The organism is Streptomyces sp. NPDC098101 (assembly GCF_044760185.1).
Taxonomy (GTDB): domain Bacteria; phylum Actinomycetota; class Actinomycetes; order Streptomycetales; family Streptomycetaceae; genus Streptomyces.
This window is the reverse complement of record NZ_JBIWAS010000004.1, coordinates 938,602-955,539: the sequence shown is the minus strand read 5'-3', so window position 1 is coordinate 955,539 and position 16,938 is coordinate 938,602. Positions and strand designations below refer to the sequence as shown.

Annotated in this window: 9 protein-coding genes; 7 read left to right on the top strand and 2 right to left on the bottom strand. The window is 72.8% G+C overall.

Annotation, left to right across the window (positions count from 1 at the left end; genetic code table 11):
• Positions 1-17: 17 nt before the first annotated feature.
• Positions 18-731, bottom strand: a complete 714-nt coding sequence (locus ACIQVI_RS22595) for an adenosylcobinamide amidohydrolase (RefSeq protein WP_403598562.1) — start codon at positions 729-731, stop codon at positions 18-20.
• A gap of 226 nt (positions 732-957) precedes the next feature.
• Here ACIQVI_RS22595 and ACIQVI_RS22590 point away from each other — a divergent pair, with 226 nt between their 5' ends.
• Positions 958-1,611 (top strand): fasciclin domain-containing protein, encoded by a 654-nt coding sequence (locus tag ACIQVI_RS22590; RefSeq protein WP_351970884.1) that lies wholly within the window; start codon positions 958-960, stop codon positions 1,609-1,611.
• 290 nt (positions 1,612-1,901) lie between these two features.
• Positions 1,902-3,893: a hypothetical protein gene (locus ACIQVI_RS22585; RefSeq protein ID WP_403598559.1), complete on the top strand. Its 1,992-nt coding sequence runs from the start codon at positions 1,902-1,904 to the stop codon at positions 3,891-3,893.
• 20 nt (positions 3,894-3,913) lie between these two features.
• On the opposite strand, the gene ACIQVI_RS22580 is transcribed toward ACIQVI_RS22585, so the two are convergent.
• Positions 3,914-4,468: an XRE family transcriptional regulator gene (locus ACIQVI_RS22580; RefSeq protein ID WP_351970886.1), complete on the bottom strand. Its 555-nt coding sequence runs from the start codon at positions 4,466-4,468 to the stop codon at positions 3,914-3,916.
• 447 nt (positions 4,469-4,915) lie between these two features.
• Here ACIQVI_RS22580 and ACIQVI_RS22575 point away from each other — a divergent pair, with 447 nt between their 5' ends.
• From ACIQVI_RS22575 to ACIQVI_RS22555, 5 genes are all read left to right on the top strand, one after another.
• Complete coding sequence (locus ACIQVI_RS22575; RefSeq protein WP_403598555.1) at positions 4,916-6,040, top strand: aryl-sulfate sulfotransferase; 1,125 nt, start codon at positions 4,916-4,918, stop codon at positions 6,038-6,040.
• A complete protein-coding gene (locus tag ACIQVI_RS22570) occupies positions 6,037-7,467 on the top strand; it encodes a uracil-xanthine permease family protein (RefSeq protein ID WP_403598552.1) in 1,431 nt (476 codons plus the stop codon). The genes ACIQVI_RS22575 and ACIQVI_RS22570 overlap by 4 nt, the downstream gene beginning before the upstream one ends.
• A gap of 58 nt (positions 7,468-7,525) precedes the next feature.
• The gene (locus ACIQVI_RS22565; protein WP_351970889.1) at positions 7,526-8,536 is read left to right on the top strand and encodes a LacI family DNA-binding transcriptional regulator; all 1,011 of its coding nucleotides are present in this window, start codon (positions 7,526-7,528) and stop codon (positions 8,534-8,536) included.
• Between the two features lie 435 nt (positions 8,537-8,971).
• Complete coding sequence (locus tag ACIQVI_RS22560; protein ID WP_403598781.1) at positions 8,972-12,301, top strand: CARDB domain-containing protein; 3,330 nt, start codon at positions 8,972-8,974, stop codon at positions 12,299-12,301.
• 298 nt (positions 12,302-12,599) lie between these two features.
• On the top strand, positions 12,600-16,889 hold the full coding sequence (locus ACIQVI_RS22555; protein ID WP_403598548.1) for a discoidin domain-containing protein: 4,290 nt from the start codon (positions 12,600-12,602) through the stop codon (positions 16,887-16,889).
• Positions 16,890-16,938: the final 49 nt, after the last annotated feature.

Below are 16,938 nucleotides of genomic sequence, written 5' to 3'. Positions count from 1 at the left end.
AACGATGCGAGTACGGCTCAGACGGCGGGACCGGTGCGCTCGGCGGCCAGCAGGCCCGCGCAGGCCTCCCGGGTCGCCCGGTGCACGGCGCGGGCGAGCCGCGCGCCCCAGAGCGAGCGGGGTCCCGCGAAGGGTTCGGGGAGCGGCCCGTCCCCGCCCCCTGCGGGGGAGGGCGCGGCCACGCAGACGGCGTCCGTCGGGGTGCCGGAGGCGTCGGCGCCCAGCTCGACCAGGGCCTGGGTCTTCGCCTCGGTGGCGGTGGCCACCGCGTTCACGAGGGCCGCGTCCGTCAGGGGCACGGGCAGCGACACGATGATGTTGATCGTCCCGGGGCGCGGGACCGTGACCCCGCCGATCCCCGGGGCGGCGGCCCAGCCCCGTACCCCGATCCCGGCCGTGACCACCGCGTGCGCGCCGCCGTCCACCGCGTGGCGCCGGTCCGCGACCGAGGCCGCCGTCATGAGGCCCACGCCCTCGCCCGCGAGCCCCGCGCCCGAGGCGAGTTCGCGGAGGTGGGCGACGGGGTCGAGCCGGCCGTAACCGGGCGGCACCTGGGCGTTGACCACCCACTCCCGCTCGCCGATGCCCCCGCCGAGCACGGCGCTCGACACCATCCGCACGCCCGGCCCCGGGGCCCAGACGAGGAGGGGCCACGCGCGCCCCTGTTCCGTATGGCCGAGGAGGACGGCGTCGGCGAGGGACGGGCGGGCGGGGAGGGTCCGGGGAAGCACCCCACACCCTAACGCGCGGCTTTTTCTCACTCGAACGGGTGAAAGCCGCCTCCGGACCCATCCGGTCGGCGCCCGGTTCCGAATCACCCGTGACAGCAGGGCCGGAAGTGAGCGATTCGCCGCGGACGGCCCGGACGCGCCACCGCGCTCCCCGCCGGGGAGGTGGTGCCGTCTCCTCATACACGTGCGCAGTTCTCTACGCATCCGGACCAAAGAGGTTCCTGCCATGACCACTTCCCGCATCCGCCGCGCCGCCGTCGCCGTGGCCGCCGCGGCCGTCCTGCCCTTCTCCCTGGCCGCCTGCTCGGACTCCGGAAAGAACGAGGCGTCCGGGTCCGGTGCCCAGGCCTCCAGCGCACCGGCGCAGGAGACCTCCTCGGCCCCCGCCGACTCGGACATGACGCCCGACGGTCCCTTCGGTCCGGCCTGTGCCGGTGTGCCGAAGGAGGGCGCCGGTTCCTTCGACGGCATGGCGAAGGACCCCGTCGCCACGGCCGCCTCGAACAACCCGGCCCTGTCCACCCTGGTGACCGCCGTCAAGCAGGCGGGCCTGGTCGACACCCTCAACAACGCCCAGAACATCACCGTGTTCGCGCCCACCAACGAGGCCTTCGCGAAGATCCCGAAGGCCGACCTGGACAAGGTCCTCGCCGACAAGGAGATGCTCACCAAGATCCTCACGTACCACGTGGTGGGCCAGAAGCTGACCCCGAAGCAGTTGGAGAACGGCACCTTCGAGACCCTCCAGAAGAGCACCCTGACCACGAAGGGCTCCGGCGAGGAATACACGGTCAACGACTCCTCGAAGGTCGTCTGCGGCAACGTCCCGACGGCCAACGCGACCGTCTACATCGTCGACACCGTCCTCATGCCCAAGTAGGCGCCACGCGCGCGGAGCCCGCGGGACGGACCGAACGGGATCGGTCCCCACGCGCGCGTACGGGCGGCACATCCGAAGGGCACTCACACGCGGGACCACCGGACTTGGGGCCGGTGGTCCCGTCGCCCTGTCCTGCCCTTTCCCTCCTCTCCTTGTTCCTCTCGTTGTTCCGTCCCTTTTTCCGCCCCGGCCTGTTTCGCCGTTCCTTCCCGTCCGCCGGGCCGCCCCGAGAGGCGTGGATCCGCCACGGGGTCGGAGTGACGCGGACCCGCCGGACTCGTTTGCCGGTCATGCCGTCCCGTCACGCCACCCCCGGCTCCGCGATATCAGCCCACCGCCCGGCCCGCGAGGCCGCCGAGGCCGCGCTCGTCGAGCACTACCCCGCGCTCGTACGGCTCGCCTACCTCGTCCTGCCGCCCGCGCTCGGCCGCCACCGGCGCGTCCTCGCCGCCCACGCCCTCGTCCAGAACTCCCTGGCCGAGGCGGCCGGCCGGGCGGGATCCGGGACCTCCCGGGCCGGGACACCGAGCGCCGGGGCCGCCCTGCCCGGACAGCGTTCCGGCGAGCGCCCCGCGCACGCGTGGCTGCGGGCGACCGTCGTCTGGGCCGCGCTCCGCCCGCCGCGCCGCTTCGGGCCCCCGTTCCCCCTGGTCCTCGGCCTGCGGCTCTTCCCCCGGGCCGGAGGGACCGACGAACTCGCCCTCGACCGGGCCCTGGCCGAGGCCGCCCCCGCCACCCGGGCCGCGCTCGCCCTGCGGACGCTCGAAGGCCTCCCCGCCGACGCGACCGCCCGGCTCCTCGCCTCGGCCGGCGTCGCGGAGCCCGCCGCCGCCCTCCGCGCCGCCGAACGGATCGGCGCGGCGTCCGGCACCGACGTCGAGACGCTCCTCCGCAGCGCCGAGTTCGACCCGTGCACCGTCCACACCCGCCCCACCGACCTCCTGCGCCGCCGCCGTCGCACCCGGCTCGCCGCCCTCGCCGGCGCGCTGCTGCTCGTCACGGCGGGCGCCGCCGTCACCGCCGGGATCCGCGCCGGTACGGAACCGGAACCGGTCGCCGCCCCGGCCGCCCCCACCCGGGCGCTCGACCCCACCGCGCTCCTCCGCACGTCCGCCGACCGCTGGGCCGACACCGCCCGCGTCGACCTCACCGCCTGGCCCGCACGCGGCGCCGGGACGGCGGACACGGCCCTGCTCCGGCGGGCCCTGGACACCTGGGCCCGGGGCCCCGGGGACGGCGTACGGCGGACCGCCACCCCGGGCACGCCCGTCTCGCCGCCCGCCGAACCGCCCCGGCTCCTCTTCGCGGGCACGGTCGACGGCGCGGACGTGGTGCTCCTGTACGACGGAGCCAGGCTGGTCCGGTACGCCGAACCCCGCGACGGACGCGGGCCCGCCGCCCTCGACCTCGCGCGGGCCGACGACGCCGACGTCACCACCGGCGCCGCCGTCGTCCTCACCCGCGCCCCCGGACGGGCGCGGTACCTCCTCGCGCCCTGGATCGCCGAGGCGGCGGTACGGGACCTCGGCGCGCCCGGCACCCCGGCCCGCCCCCTGGACGTCACCCCGGACGGCGTGACCGGCCCCGTCCCGTACGACATCCCGTCCACCTCGGGGGCCCCAGGGCGTGCGCCCGGCGCGTGCGCGGGCGTGACCGCGCTCCAACTGCGCTCCTCGTCCCTGATCGTCGAGGACCACACCTTCCTCCTCGCGGACCTCGGGGAACTCGCCCCGGCGCACCTCACGTGGACGCCCCCGCCGGGCGCGGGCGCCCCGGCCCGCGCGCCCCGCGAGGCGACCGGCGCACGCGGGCTCGCGGCCTGGGCGCGCTCGGCCTGCTCCCTGGCCGCGCTGCACGGCGCCGGGGTCCGGTCGGTCAACCGCTGGGAGTACGCCGAGCAGACCCTGCCCGAGCGGGCGGGCCGGGCCCGGTGGGTCTGCTCCCGCGTGGACACCTGGGAGGGGAGCGGCCGGGTGGCCGTCTCCTTCGAGCCGCCGGGCGGCACCGCGCCCCGGCCCGTCGCGGAGCTCCGGGACACGGCCGCGTGCGGCCGCTTCGGCCAGCACGTCCTCGCGGGCACGTACTGGACGGCCCGCTCGGGCACGCGCTACCTGCTCGCGGCGGGCAGCCGCCGGCTGACCGGCGTCACCGCCGGGGGAGCGGTCACCGCGACCGCGCGCGGCCCGTTCCTGACGGCCAGGGCCACCGGGGAAGGCCCGGTGCGCCTCACGGGCCGGCTTTCCGACGGCTCCGCCCTCACGGGACTCACCGGCCTCCCGTAGGGGTCCGGTCGCCGACCGCGTCAGGGTTCCAGGACCTCCACGTGGTCGGCGACCGCCACCACCAGGACGCGCGCGCCGGGGCCGACGGTCCGCCAGCGGTGGCGCACCCCGCCGGACATCAGCAGCGTGTCCCCGCGCCCGAGCCGGTGGACCCGGCCCTCCGCCTCCACCTCCACGGCGCCGTCCGCGACGTACAGCAACTCGTCGTTGCGGTGCAGGAACTCGCGGTCCGCGTCGTGCTCGCCGGTGAACTCCAGGCCGTGCACCTGGTGCCGGCCCCGGACCACCGGGCGCACCCGCGCGCCGTCCCGCAGACCGCTGTCGTCGCCCGCGCGGACGACGTCCACCGTGCGGGTCTCGTCCGACGCGGCGAGCAGCCGGACGGCGGTCGTGTCGAGCGCGTCGGCGATCCGCTGGAGCGACCGCATACTGGGGCGGGCCCGGTCGTTCTCGATCTGGCTGAGGAAGGGCGAGGAGAGCCCGCTGCGCTCCGCCACGTCGGCCAGGGTCAGGTCGAGGGACCGCCGCCGCCGCCGCACGGCCGCGCCCACGCGCGGGGGGCCGGCCTCCTTCACCCCCTGACCCGCACCACCCGGCGCGTCCGTCCCTCCTGCTGCCTCCCGGCTCCCGCCGCGCGACGGGCTCGCCGGGGCCTCCGTCTCTTCGCCACGCGATACGCCCGCCGCCGCTTCCGGCGCTCCGCCGTCCAGCGCGTCCGTCCCCCCGGCTACCCCCCGGCTCCCGCCAGTCGGCGCACCCGTCCCCCCGGCCCTTCCCCGGCCCCCGCCGCGCGGCGCCCTCGCCTCCATCGTCGTCCCCGTCCCTCTCCGCCCGGCGGTTCCCGCCGCGATCCTCGCTGCTCCCGGCACCCTACGCGGCGGTCGTGACGGGATCCGGGCACGGTTTCGCACGCCCGACACACGCCTGTCACATGACGCCTCTAGTTTCAAAGCCAGTTGCTCCAGTCAAAGAAAGTTTGACGAAGGAGCCCCGCAGCCGACCCGGAACGCAGGAGCCCCGCCATGCCCGCGATCGACCAGAACTCCCGCCGCCGACGACCGACCGGTCTCCTCGCCCTGGACGAGACCGCCGCCTACGACGGCCACACCCTCTACGCCCCGCTCACCGGCACCGGCGAGGTGTACCTCGTCGACCTGCGCGGCGAGACCGTCCACCGGTGGGACCTGCCCTACCGCCCCGGCCGCCACGCCCGCCTCCTCGCCGACGGCACCCTCGCCTACAACGGCGTCCTGCCCGGCGAGGACGCCCTGTTCCCGATGTGGCACAAGTACCGGGGCGGCGTCATGCTCCACGCCGCCCCCGACGGCACGGTGCTCCGCGAGCACCGCGACCCCCTCCAGCACCACGACGCCCACCACCTCGACGACGGCCGCATCCTCTACACCGCCCTCGAACCCCTCCGGGGCGAGGACGCCGGGGCCGTACGCGGCGGAGTGCCCGGCTCCGAGGCCGGCGGCGACACCGTCTGGGCCGACACCATCCGCGAGATCGGACCCGACGGCGAACTCCTCTGGTCCTGGCGCGCCTCCGAGCACCTCGACCGCGACGCGTACCCGCTGCACGAGGCGTACGCCCGCGAGCACTGGCCCCTGATCAACAGCGTCACCCCGCTCCGCGACGGCAACGTCCTCGCCAGCCTGCGCAGCGTCTCCGCCGTCGTCGTCATCAGCCGCGAGACCGGCGAGATCCTGTGGCGCAGCGCCCCCGGCACCACCAGCCAGCAGCACGCCCCGACCGAACTCGACGACGGCCGGTTCCTCGTCTTCGACAACGGCGTCTTCCGGCCGCACCACGACGTCCCGTACTCCCGCGTCGTCGAGATCGACCGCGAGAGCGGCGCGATCGCCTGGGAGTACCACGACCCGGCCCGCGAGTTCTTCTTCGCCCCGTTCATGGGCTCCGCGCAGCGCCTCCCCAACGGCAACACCCTCGTCACCGACTCCCCGTCCGGCCGGCTCTTCGAGGTGACGAAGGACGGCTACCTGTGCTGGGAGTACGTCGTCCCGCACTTCGCCGGATACCGCGAGAGCGAGGTCCGGGGCCTCTTCCCGTCCGAGCCCAACGCCGTCTTCCGCGCCTACCGCTACGCGGCCGCCGACATCCCGTGGCTGGGGGCCGGCGCGTGAACCCGACCGCTGCTCCCGCCCCGGCCGCCGAGTCCGGCACCGCCCCGGTCGACGCCCGCGTCCCGGCGCGCCGGCTCCTGCCGCTCGCCGCGCAGCACGTCCTCGCGATGATCGCCGCGCCCGTCTCCACCGTCTTCCTCACCGCCGGGACCCTGCGCCTCGCGCCCGGCACGACGGCCTCGCTGCTCAGCGCCGTCCTGATCCTGTGCGGGGCGGGCGCCCTGCTCCAGTCCCTCGGCGTGTGGCGGATCGGCGCCCGGCTGCCGTTCGTCATGCTGCCCGGCGGCGCCGCCACCGCCCTCTTCCTCCAGATCGCCCAGGACCACGGCACGCCCACCGCCGCCGGTTCCGTCCTCCTCGCGGCGGCCCTGCTCATCGCCGTGCTCCCGCTCTACGTGCGCGTGGTCCGGCTCTTCCCGCCGCTCGTCATGGGCGTCACCGTGCTGCTCATCGGCATCGCGATGATCCGGGTCGCCGCCCGGCTCGTCACCGGACCCGACGGCGAGGGCGAACCCCGCGCCGTGCTCCTCGCGGGCCTCACCGTCGCCGCCACCGTCGGCGCGTACGTCCTGCTGCGCGGGGTCTGGCGGCAGACCGCGATCCTCACCGGCATGGCGGCCGGCGTCCTGCTCGCCGTCGTCACCGGCCTCGGCACCTTCGCGCCCGCGCCCGGCAGCGGCTTCTCGCTGCCCGCCCTCCTGCCGTACGGCACACCGGTGTTCGACGTCCTGGCCGCCCTCCCGCTGCTGGTCTTCAGCCTCACCACCCTGGCCGAGATCACCGGCCAGACCGTGCTGAACAGCGAGACCGTCGGCCGGACCCCCGACCCCGGCAGGGACGTCCCCCGGGTCGCCCGCGCCGACGCGCTCGTCTCCCTCGTGGGCGGCCTCTTCGGTACGTCCCTGATGGTGACCAGCGCCGAGAACATCGGCATCGGCCGGCTCACCGGGGTCCGCAGCCGCTTCGTCACCGCAGGGGCCGGAGCGCTCCTGATCGGCGTCGGCCTGGCGACCCCCGTCTCCCGCGCCCTCGCCGGCATCCCGGAGGCGGTCGTGGGCGGCTCCTCGCTCGTCGTCTACGCGGTGATCGCCGTGATGGGCGTCGAGATGCTCCGCCGCGCCGAACTCTCGGGCACCGGCACGGGCACCATGGTCGCCGCCCTGGCCCTCGCGGCCGGCCTGCTGCCGCTCCTGACCCCGGGCCTGTACGACGGCTTCCCCGGCTGGGCCCGCACGATCCTGGGCAGCGGCGTCGTCGCCGGCACCCTGACCGCCGTCCTCCTGACCGCGCTCCTCGGCCGGTTCGACCGCCGGTTCGACCGCCGGTTCGACCGCCGGGACGGGCCAAGGGACGGAACCCGCGTCGCGGAGCCCGAGGAGCGGCAGTATGGAGGGGCGAGCACCCAACAGGACGACGTACGTACGTGACGCAATCATGGCAAGAAACATGTAACTTCCCGACTTCCTTTGCGCTAGAGTTGCGTTCGTGACGCGACGACTTGCTCTGGTAGCGAAAAAAGTGGGAGTCAGCGAGGCCACGGTCAGCCGAGTTCTCAACGGCAAGCCGGGGGTCTCGGAGGCCACCCGCCAGTCCGTGCTCAGCGCGCTGGACGTCCTCGGCTACGAGCGCCCCACCCAACTGCGCGGGGAGCGGGCCCGGCTGGTGGGCCTGGTCCTGCCGGAGCTGCAGAACCCCATCTTCCCGGCCTTCGCCGAGGTCATCGGCGGTTCCCTCGCGCAGCAGGGCCTCACGCCGGTGCTCTGCACGCAGACCAAGGGCGGGGTCTCGGAGGCCGATTATGTCGACCTCCTCCTCCAGCAGCAGGTCTCCGGGGTGATCTTCGCCGGAGGGCTCTTCGCGCAGGCCGACGCGCCGCACGAGCACTACCGGCAGCTGGCGGAGCGCAACATCCCCGTCGTCCTCGTCAACGCCCCCATCGAGGAGCTCGACTTCCCGTGCGTCTCCTGTGACGACATCGCCGCGGTGGAGCAGGCCTGGCGCCACCTCTCCTCGCTGGGACACGAGCGCATCGGCCTGGTCCTCGGCCCCGAGGACCACATCCCCTCGCGCCGGAAGCTGACCGCCGCGCGGACGGCCGCCGCGGCGGCGGGGACGGAGCTGGCGGAGGAGTTCGTGGAGCGCTCCATGTTCTCGCTCGAAGGCGGACAGGCCGCAGCGGGCCGGCTGTGGGACCGGGGCGTCACCGGAGTCATCTGCGCGAGCGACCCCCTGGCCCTGGGCGCCATCAGGGCCGCCCGCAGGCGCGGACTCACCGTTCCCACCCACGTGTCCGTGCTCGGGTTCGACGATTCGGCCTTCATGAACTGCACCGAGCCGCCGCTGTCGACGGTGCGGCAGCCGATCGAGGCGATGGGGCGGGCCGCCGTCGACCTCCTGTGCGCCCAGATCCAGGGGACGCAGGCGCACCCCGGCGAGCTGCTCTTCGAGCCGGAGCTCGTGGTGCGGGGCTCGACCGCGCCGCCCTCCACCGCCTGATCCGCACCGCCCGTCCGCCGGCGCGCTCCCCGCGGACGACCCCCAGGGGCCAGACCTGACGGTCTGGCCCCTTTGTCGTGCCCGTTCGCCGTGCCCGGCGACGTCGGCCGCCCGCCCTCCAACGGTCCAGTTGTGTCAGCCCCGTTGACAAAGACGTGACCTGCCGGAAACCTGTCACCCGGTAATCGCAAAAGATTGACTGAACTACTCAAAAACACTTGCTGGCACTCAAATGTTCCGCCTTGGGCATGGAAGGTGTCGTGCGAGGGCTCTGTCATCGTTCATCCGCGCATCCGCCCCCCACCCCCGTCCCACCGCCCCGGTGCCGTGCGCGCCGCCGGCCGGAGCGGGTCACGGCCGGGTGCCCGGACGAGGAATCAAGAGGACGTCATGCGATTGAGAAACCACGGGCGGCGAGTGATCGTCGGCTCGGTGATGGCGGGACTGATGGGCGTGGGGATGCTCCCCGCCCCCGCCCACGCCGCCGAGGGCCCCAACCTCGCCCTGGGCAAGCCCGCCACCGCGGGCGGCACGAACGGAAGCTACGTCGCCGGCCACGTGACCGACGGAAGCCAGGCGTCCTACTGGGAGGGCCCCAACGGGTCGTTCCCCCAGTGGGTGCAGGTCGACCTGGGGGCCAGTACCGAGATCGACCGGGTCGCGCTGAAGCTGCCCGCCTCCTGGGGCTCCCGCGTCCAGACGCTGAGCGTGCTGGGCAGCACGAACGGATCCTCCTTCACCGCGCTCTCCGGATCGGGGGCGCGCACCTTCGACCCGGCCGCCGCCAACACGGTCAGCATCCCCGTCACCGCGACCACGGCCCGCTACGTCCGCGTGCAGGTGGCCGCCAACACCGGCTGGAACGCGGCCCAGTTGTCCGAGCTGGAGATCTTCGGCGAGGACGGCGGCGGCGGTCCGGTCGACCCGCCGCCCAACGGCACCAACCTGGCGCGCGGCAAGGCGATCGAGGCCTCCTCGGTCACCCAGTCGTACGTGGCCGCCAACGCCAACGACGGGAACACCGGCACCTACTGGGAGTCGGCCGGCTTCCCCGCGACCCTGACCGCCAAGCTCGGTGCCAACGCCGACGTCGAGGCGGTCCGGATCAAGCTCAACCCCGACCAGGCGTGGGGTCCGCGCACCCAGGCCGTCGAGGTCCTCGGACGCGAGCAGTCCGCGTCCGGCTTCACCACCCTCAAGGCCCGCGCCGACTACCGGTTCAGCCCGTCCTCCGGCGACAACACGATCACCATTCCCGTGACCGGCCGGTACGCCGACGTACAGCTCAAGTTCTTCACCAACACCGGCGCCCCCGGCGCCCAGGTCGCCGAGTTCGAAGTGGTGGGCGCCGCCGCCCCGAACCCGGACCTCACCGTCACCGACCTCGCGTGGACCCCCTCCTCCCCCTCGGAGACGGACCCCGTCGAGGTCAGTGCCACCGTACGCAACGCCGGGACCGCCGCCTCGCCGGCCACCTCCGTCGACGTCAGCCTCGAAGGCGCCGTGGCGGGCAGCGCGCAGGTCGGCGCGCTCGCCGCCGGCGCCTCCACGACCGTCAGGATCCCCGTCGGCAGGAAGGCGATGGGCAGCTACACCGTGTCCGCCGTCGTCGACCCGGCGAACACCGTCGTGGAGCAGGACGACACCAACAACAGCCGGACCGGTTCCACCAAGCTGGTCGTCGGCCAGGCGCCCGGCCCCGACCTCACGGTCACCGCGATCACCCCGAACCCGTCCTCCCCGGCGGTCGGCGCGCAGGTCTCCTTCACCGCCACGGTCCAGAACCGGGGCACCACCGGCGTCGCCGCCGGCACCGTCACCCGCCTCACCGCGGGAACCACCACCCTGAACGGCGCCACCCCGGCGGTCGCCGCCGGTCAGTCGGTCACCGTGCCGATATCCGGCAGCTGGACCGCCGCGAGCGGGGGAGTCACCCTCACCGCGACGGCCGACGCCACCGCGATCGTGGCCGAGACCAACGAGAACAACAACGTCTTCAGCCGCTCGCTGGTCGTCGGCCGCGGCGCCGCCGTGCCCTACACGGAGTACGAGGCGGAGGACGCCCGCTACCAGGGCACCCTGCTCACCGCCGACGCCAAGCGGACCTTCGGCCACACCAACTTCGCCACCGAGTCCTCCGGCCGCAAGTCGGTCCGGCTCGACTCCACCGGCCAGTACGTGGAGTTCACCTCCACCAACGCCGCCAACTCCATCGTCGTGCGCAACTCGATCCCCGACGCCCCCGGCGGCGGCGGACGGGAAGCCACGCTGAGCCTCTACGCCGACGGACAGTTCGTACGGAAGCTGACGCTCTCCTCCAAGCACAGCTGGCTCTACGGCACCACCGACGACCCGGAGGGGCTCAGCAACACCCCGGGCGCCGACGCCCGCCGCCTGTTCGACGAGTCCAACGCCCTGCTGTCCCAGTCCTACCCGGCCGGCACCAAGTTCCGGCTCCAGCGGGACGCGGGGGACACCGCCTCCTACTACGTCGTCGACCTGATCGACCTGGAGCAGGTCGCGCCCCCCGCGGCCCAGCCGGCCGGCTGCGTCTCGATCACCAACTACGGCGCGGTGCCCAACGACGGCCTCGACGACACCGACGCGATCCAGCGCGCGGTGACCGCCGACCAGAAGGGCGAGATCTCCTGCGTGTGGATCCCGGCGGGCCAGTGGCGCCAGGAGCAGAAGATCCTGACCGACGACCCGCTGAACCGGGGGAACTACAACACCGTCGGCATCCGCGACGTGACCATCCGCGGCGCCGGCATGTGGCACTCGCAGCTCTACACCCTCACCCCGCCGCACCAGGCGGGCGGCATCAACCACCCGCACGAGGGCAACTTCGGCTTCGACATCGACCACAACACGCAGATCTCCGACATCGCGATCTTCGGCTCCGGCACCATCCGCGGCAACAACGCCAACGAGGAGGGCGGCGTCGGCCTCAACGGCCGCTTCGGCAAGAACACCAAGATCAGCAACGTCTGGATCGAGCACGCCAACGTCGGCGTCTGGGCCGGCCGCGACTACACCAACATCCCCGAGCTGTGGGGACCGGGCGACGGCGTCGAGTTCTCGGGCATGAGGATCCGCAACACCTACGCCGACGGCATCAACTTCGCCAACGGCACCCGCAACTCCACCGTCTTCAACTCGTCCTTCCGCAACAACGGCGACGACGCGCTGGCCGTCTGGGCCAGCAAGTACGTCAAGGACACCTCGGTGGACATCGGCTCCAACAACCACTTCCGCAACAACACGATCCAGCTGCCCTGGCGGGCCAACGGCATCGCGGTCTACGGCGGATTCGGCAACACCATCGAGAACAACATCATCTCCGACACCATGAACTACCCCGGCATCATGCTGGCGACCGACCACGACCCGCTGCCCTTCTCCGGGCAGACCCTCATCTCCAACAACGCCCTGTACCGCACGGGCGGCGCGTTCTGGAACGAGGACCAGGAGTTCGGCGCCATCACCCTGTTCGCACAGGGCCAGCCCATCCCGGGCGTCACCATCAAGGACACGGACATCGTCGACTCGACCTACGACGGCATCCAGTTCAAGACCGGCGGCGGCGAGATGCCGAACGTGAAGATCACCAACGTCCGCATCGACAAGTCGAACAACGGCTCCGGCATCCTCGCGATGAGCGGCGCCCGCGGCAGCGCCACCCTGTCGAACGTGACGATCACCAACTCGGCCCAGGGCAACGTCCTGGTCGAGCCCGGATCCCAGTTCGTCATCAACAACCCGTAACGCCGTCGGCGGCGCCCCGGGCGCCGTGACGAGGGGGTCCGGCCACGGCGGTGACCGGACCCCCACCCCTCCCGTGCTTCCCCCCGAACCCCGTAGCCCCTCGTGCGCGGGGCCTTCGGCGTGCCCTCGTACGCCCCGGAGGGCCGCGGGAAGCCCGACTCCGCGAGATGTAGACGCCTTGGCAATTGTCTGCAACTCTCTCACCGCTCGCAGCAAACCGACGACATATTCGAGCCGGAGTTCCATCCGACGAGCCGCGCCGCGCAGCCACCGCCTGCGGGGCCGAGATCGAGGACAGATGAGACTGCACACCTGGCGATCACGGGGCATGAGCGCCGTGATCGCGACGAGCCTCCTCGCGCTGGGAGGTCCCCTCATGGCCGCCCAGGCCGCCGGAGGCCCCAACATCGCGCTGGGCGACCCCGCGTCGGCCGGCAGCGCGCTGCCGGAGTACGGCGCCGCGAACATCACCGACGGCAACCAGGGCACGTACTGGCAGAGCTCCGGGTCGAGCCTGCCCCAGTGGGTGCAGACCGACCTCGGGACGAGCACCCGCGTCGACGAGGTCGTCCTGAAGCTCCCGGCGGGCTGGGAGAGCCGCAACCAGACGCTGTCCGTCCAGGGCAGCGCCGACGGAACCAGCTTCTCCACCCTCAAGAGCTCGGCCACCTACACCTTCAGCCCGGGCTCCGGCAACACCGTCACGGTCGGCTTCCCGGCCGCCCAGGCCCGCTTCGTGCGCGTCGACATCACCGCCAACACCGGCTGGCAGGCGGCGCAGCTCTCCGAGCTCGAAGTGCACGCCGCCGACGGCACCTCCGCCAACCTCGCCGCGGGCAGGACCCTGACCGCGAGCAGCCACACCGAGGTGTACGCGGCGGGCAACGCCAACGACGGCAACAAGGCCACCTACTGGGAGAGCCGCAACAACGAGCTGCCCCAGTGGCTGCGGGCCGACCTCGGCTCCTCCGTCCGCGTCGACCGGGTCGTGCTGCGGCTGCCCGACGGCTGGGGCGCGCGCAGCCAGACCCTGAAGGTCCAGAGCAGCGCGAACGGCACGGACTTCACCGACCTCACGGCCTCGAAGGCGTACGAGTTCGCCCCCTCCGGCCAGAACTCGGTGACGATCCCGTTCGGCGAGACGACCGCGCGGTACGTCCGGGTCCTGGTCACGGCGAACACCGTGCAGCCGGCGGCCCAGCTCTCCGAGCTGGAGGTCTACGGCCCGGCCACCGGGGACACCCAGGCGCCGACGGCCCCGGCGAACCTGGCGTTCACCGAGCCCGCGACCGGTCAGGTGCGGCTCACCTGGACCGCCGCCACGGACAACACCGCCGTCACCGGGTACGACATCTACGCCAACAACACGCTCCTGACGAGCGTGGCGGGCAACGTCACCACGTACACCGACAGCCGCCCGGCCAACCAGACGGTGACGTACCACGTCCGGGCCAAGGACGCGGCGGGCAACCAGTCCGCCAACAGCAACGCCGTCACCCGCCAGGGCGACACCGGGGACACGCAGGCCCCGACGGCCCCGGCGAACCTGGCGTTCACGGAGGCGACCTCCGGCCAGGTGAAGCTGACCTGGGGCGCCTCCTCGGACAACACCGGCGTCACCGGGTACGACGTCTACGCGAACAACACGCTCCTGACGAGCGTGGCGGGCAACGTCACCACGTACACCGACAGCCGCCCGGTCAACCAGACGGTGACGTACCACGTCCGGGCCAAGGACGCGGCGGGCAACCAGTCGGTCAACAGCAACACCGTCACCCGCAACGGCAGCGGCTCCACGGGCTCCAACCTCGCCGTCGGCAAGCCGATCAGCGCCTCCTCCACCGTCCACAGCTTCGTCGCGGCGAACGCCAACGACAACAACACCGCCACCTACTGGGAGGGCGCGGGCGGCAGCTACCCGAACACCCTCACCGTCAAGCTCGGCTCCAACGCCGACCTCGACCGGCTCGTCCTCAAGCTCGACCCGGCCACCGCCTGGGCCGCGCGCAACCAGACCGTCGAGGTCCTCGGACGCGAGCAGAGCGCCTCCGGCTTCACGAGCCTGGTCGCCGCGAAGAGCTACGCTTTCGACCCGGCCGGCGGGAACACCGTGACCGTCCCGGTCACCGCCCGCGTCGCCGACGTCCAGCTCAGGTTCACCGCCAACACCGGCTCCTCGGCGGGCCAGCTCGCCGAGTTCCAGGTGATCGGCGTGCCCGCGCCCAACCCGGACCTGGAGGTGACCGGCCTGACCACCACGCCGGCCGCCCCCGTCGAGTCGGACCAGATCACGGTCGGCGCCACCGTCCGCAACAGCGGCCCGGCGGCCGCTCCGGCCAGCGCCGTCGCGCTGCGCCTGGGCGGCACCAAGGTCGCCACCGCCCAGGTCGGCGCCCTCGCCGCCGGGGCGCAGACCACCGTCAGCGCCTCCATCGGCGCCCGGGAGGCCGGCTCGTACGAGCTGAGCGCGGTCGCCGACGAGGCGAACGCGGTCATCGAGCAGAACGAGTCCAACAACACCCTCACCAGCCCCACCCCGCTCGTGGTCAAGCCGGTCAGCAGCCCCGACGTGGTCACCACCGGGGTCACGACCACCCCGTCCAGCCCGTCCGCCGGCGACACCGTCTCCTTCCGGGCGACGGTGCGGAACCAGGGCAACCAGGCCACCTCGGCGGGCACCCACGGCGTCACCCTGAACCTGCTCGACAAGCAGGGCGCCACGGTGAAGACCCTGACCGGCTCGTACGGCGGCAGCCTCGCCGCCGGTGCCTCGACCGTGGTGACCCTCGGCCCGTGGACCGCCGCCAACGGCTCGTACACGGTGCGGACGGTCCTCGCCGACGACGCCGGCGAGCTGCCGGTCAAGCGCGCCAACAACACCGCATCCCAGCCCCTCTTCGTCGGACGCGGCGCGAACATGCCGTACACCACGTACGAGGCGGAGGACGGCACCGTCGGCGGCGGCGCCACCGTCGCCGGGCCCAACCGCACCGTCGGCGACATCGCGGGCGAGGCCTCCGGCCGCAAGGCCGTCCACCTGGACGCGACGGGGGAGTACGTCGAGTTCACCGCCCGCGCCGCCACCAACACCCTGGTCACCCGCTTCTCGATCCCGGACGCCCCGGGCGGCGGCGGCATCGACTCCACGATCAACGTCTACGTGGACGGCGTCTTCAAGAAGGCGCTCCCGCTGACCTCGAAGTACGCCTGGCTGTACGGCTCCGAGATCTCCCCCGGCAACTCCCCGGGCTCCGGCGCCCCGCGCCACATCTACGACGAGGCGCACCTGCTCCTCGGCGAGACGGTCCAGGCCGGCAGCAGGATCCGGCTCCAGAAGGACGCCGCCAACACCGCCGCGTACTACGCGATCGACTTCGTCGACCTGGAGCAGGTCGCCCCGGTCGCCAACCCGGACCCGGCCGCGTACGCCGTCCCGGCCGGCTTCACCCACCAGGACGTCCAGAACGCCCTCGACCGGGTCCGCATGGACACCACCGGCAAGCTCACCGGCGTCTACCTGCCGCCCGGCGACTACCAGACGTCGAACAAGTTCCAGGTGTACGGCAAGCCCGTCCAGGTGGTCGGCGCCGGCCCCTGGTACACGAAGTTCCACGCGCCCTCGACCCAGGACAACACCGACGTCGGCTTCCGCGCCGAGGCGGCGGCCAAGGGCTCGCTGTTCAAGGGCTTCGCCTACTTCGGCAACTACACCTCGCGCATCGACGGCCCCGGCAAGGTCTTCGACTTCGCCAACGTCACCGACATCGTGATCGACGACATCTGGAACGAGCACATGGTGTGCCTCTACTGGGGCGCCAACGCGGACCGGATCACCATCAAGAACTCCCGGATCCGCAACATGTTCGCCGACGGCGTCAACATGACCAACGGCTCCACGGACAACCACGTCGTCAACAACGACGCCCGGGCCACCGGTGACGACAGCTTCGCGCTGTTCTCCGCGATCGACGCCGGCGGCGCCGACATGAAGAACAACGTCTACGAGAACCTGACCAGCACGCTCACCTGGCGGGCCGCGGGCCTCGCCGTCTACGGCGGCTACAGCAACACCTTCCGCAACATCCACATCGCCGACACCCTGGTCTACTCCGGCGTCACCATCTCCTCGCTGGACTTCGGCTACGCCATGAACGGCTTCGGCACCGAGCCCACGACCTTCGAGAACATCTCGATCGTCCGGGCGGGCGGCCACTTCTGGGGCAACCAGACCTTCCCCGGGATATGGCTCTTCTCCGCCTCCAAGGTGTTCCAGGGCATCCGGGTGAACAGCGTCGACATCGTCGACCCCACCTACAGCGGCATCATGTTCCAGACGAACTACGTGGGCGGACAGCCGCAGTTCCCGATCAAGGACACCGTCCTCACGGACATCTCCATCACCGGGGCCCGCAAGAGCGGCGACGCCTGGGACGCCAAGTCCGGCTTCGGCCTCTGGGCCAACGAGATGCCCGAGTCGGGGCAGGGCCCCGCCGTCGGCGAGGTGACCTTCAACGGACTGCGGATGAACGGCAACGCCGTCGACATCCGCAACAACACCACCACCTTCAAGATCAACGTCAACCCGTGATCCACCCGCTTCCCGCCGTCTCCCGGAGGTGACGGAGGCCGGCCCGGGC

What these genes read in the sequence shown, in the direction of transcription:
- ACIQVI_RS22585 (WP_403598559.1), top strand. Translation starts at nt 1,902, where the DNA reads ATGCCGTCCCGTCACGCCACCCCCGGCTCCGCGATATCAGCCCACCGC.
- ACIQVI_RS22560 (WP_403598781.1), top strand. Translation starts at nt 8,972, where the DNA reads ATGGCGGGACTGATGGGCGTGGGGATGCTCCCCGCCCCCGCCCACGCC.
- ACIQVI_RS22590 (WP_351970884.1), top strand. Translation starts at nt 958, where the DNA reads ATGACCACTTCCCGCATCCGCCGCGCCGCCGTCGCCGTGGCCGCCGCG.
- ACIQVI_RS22555 (WP_403598548.1), top strand. Translation starts at nt 12,600, where the DNA reads ATGAGACTGCACACCTGGCGATCACGGGGCATGAGCGCCGTGATCGCG.
- ACIQVI_RS22575 (WP_403598555.1), top strand. Translation starts at nt 4,916, where the DNA reads ATGCCCGCGATCGACCAGAACTCCCGCCGCCGACGACCGACCGGTCTC.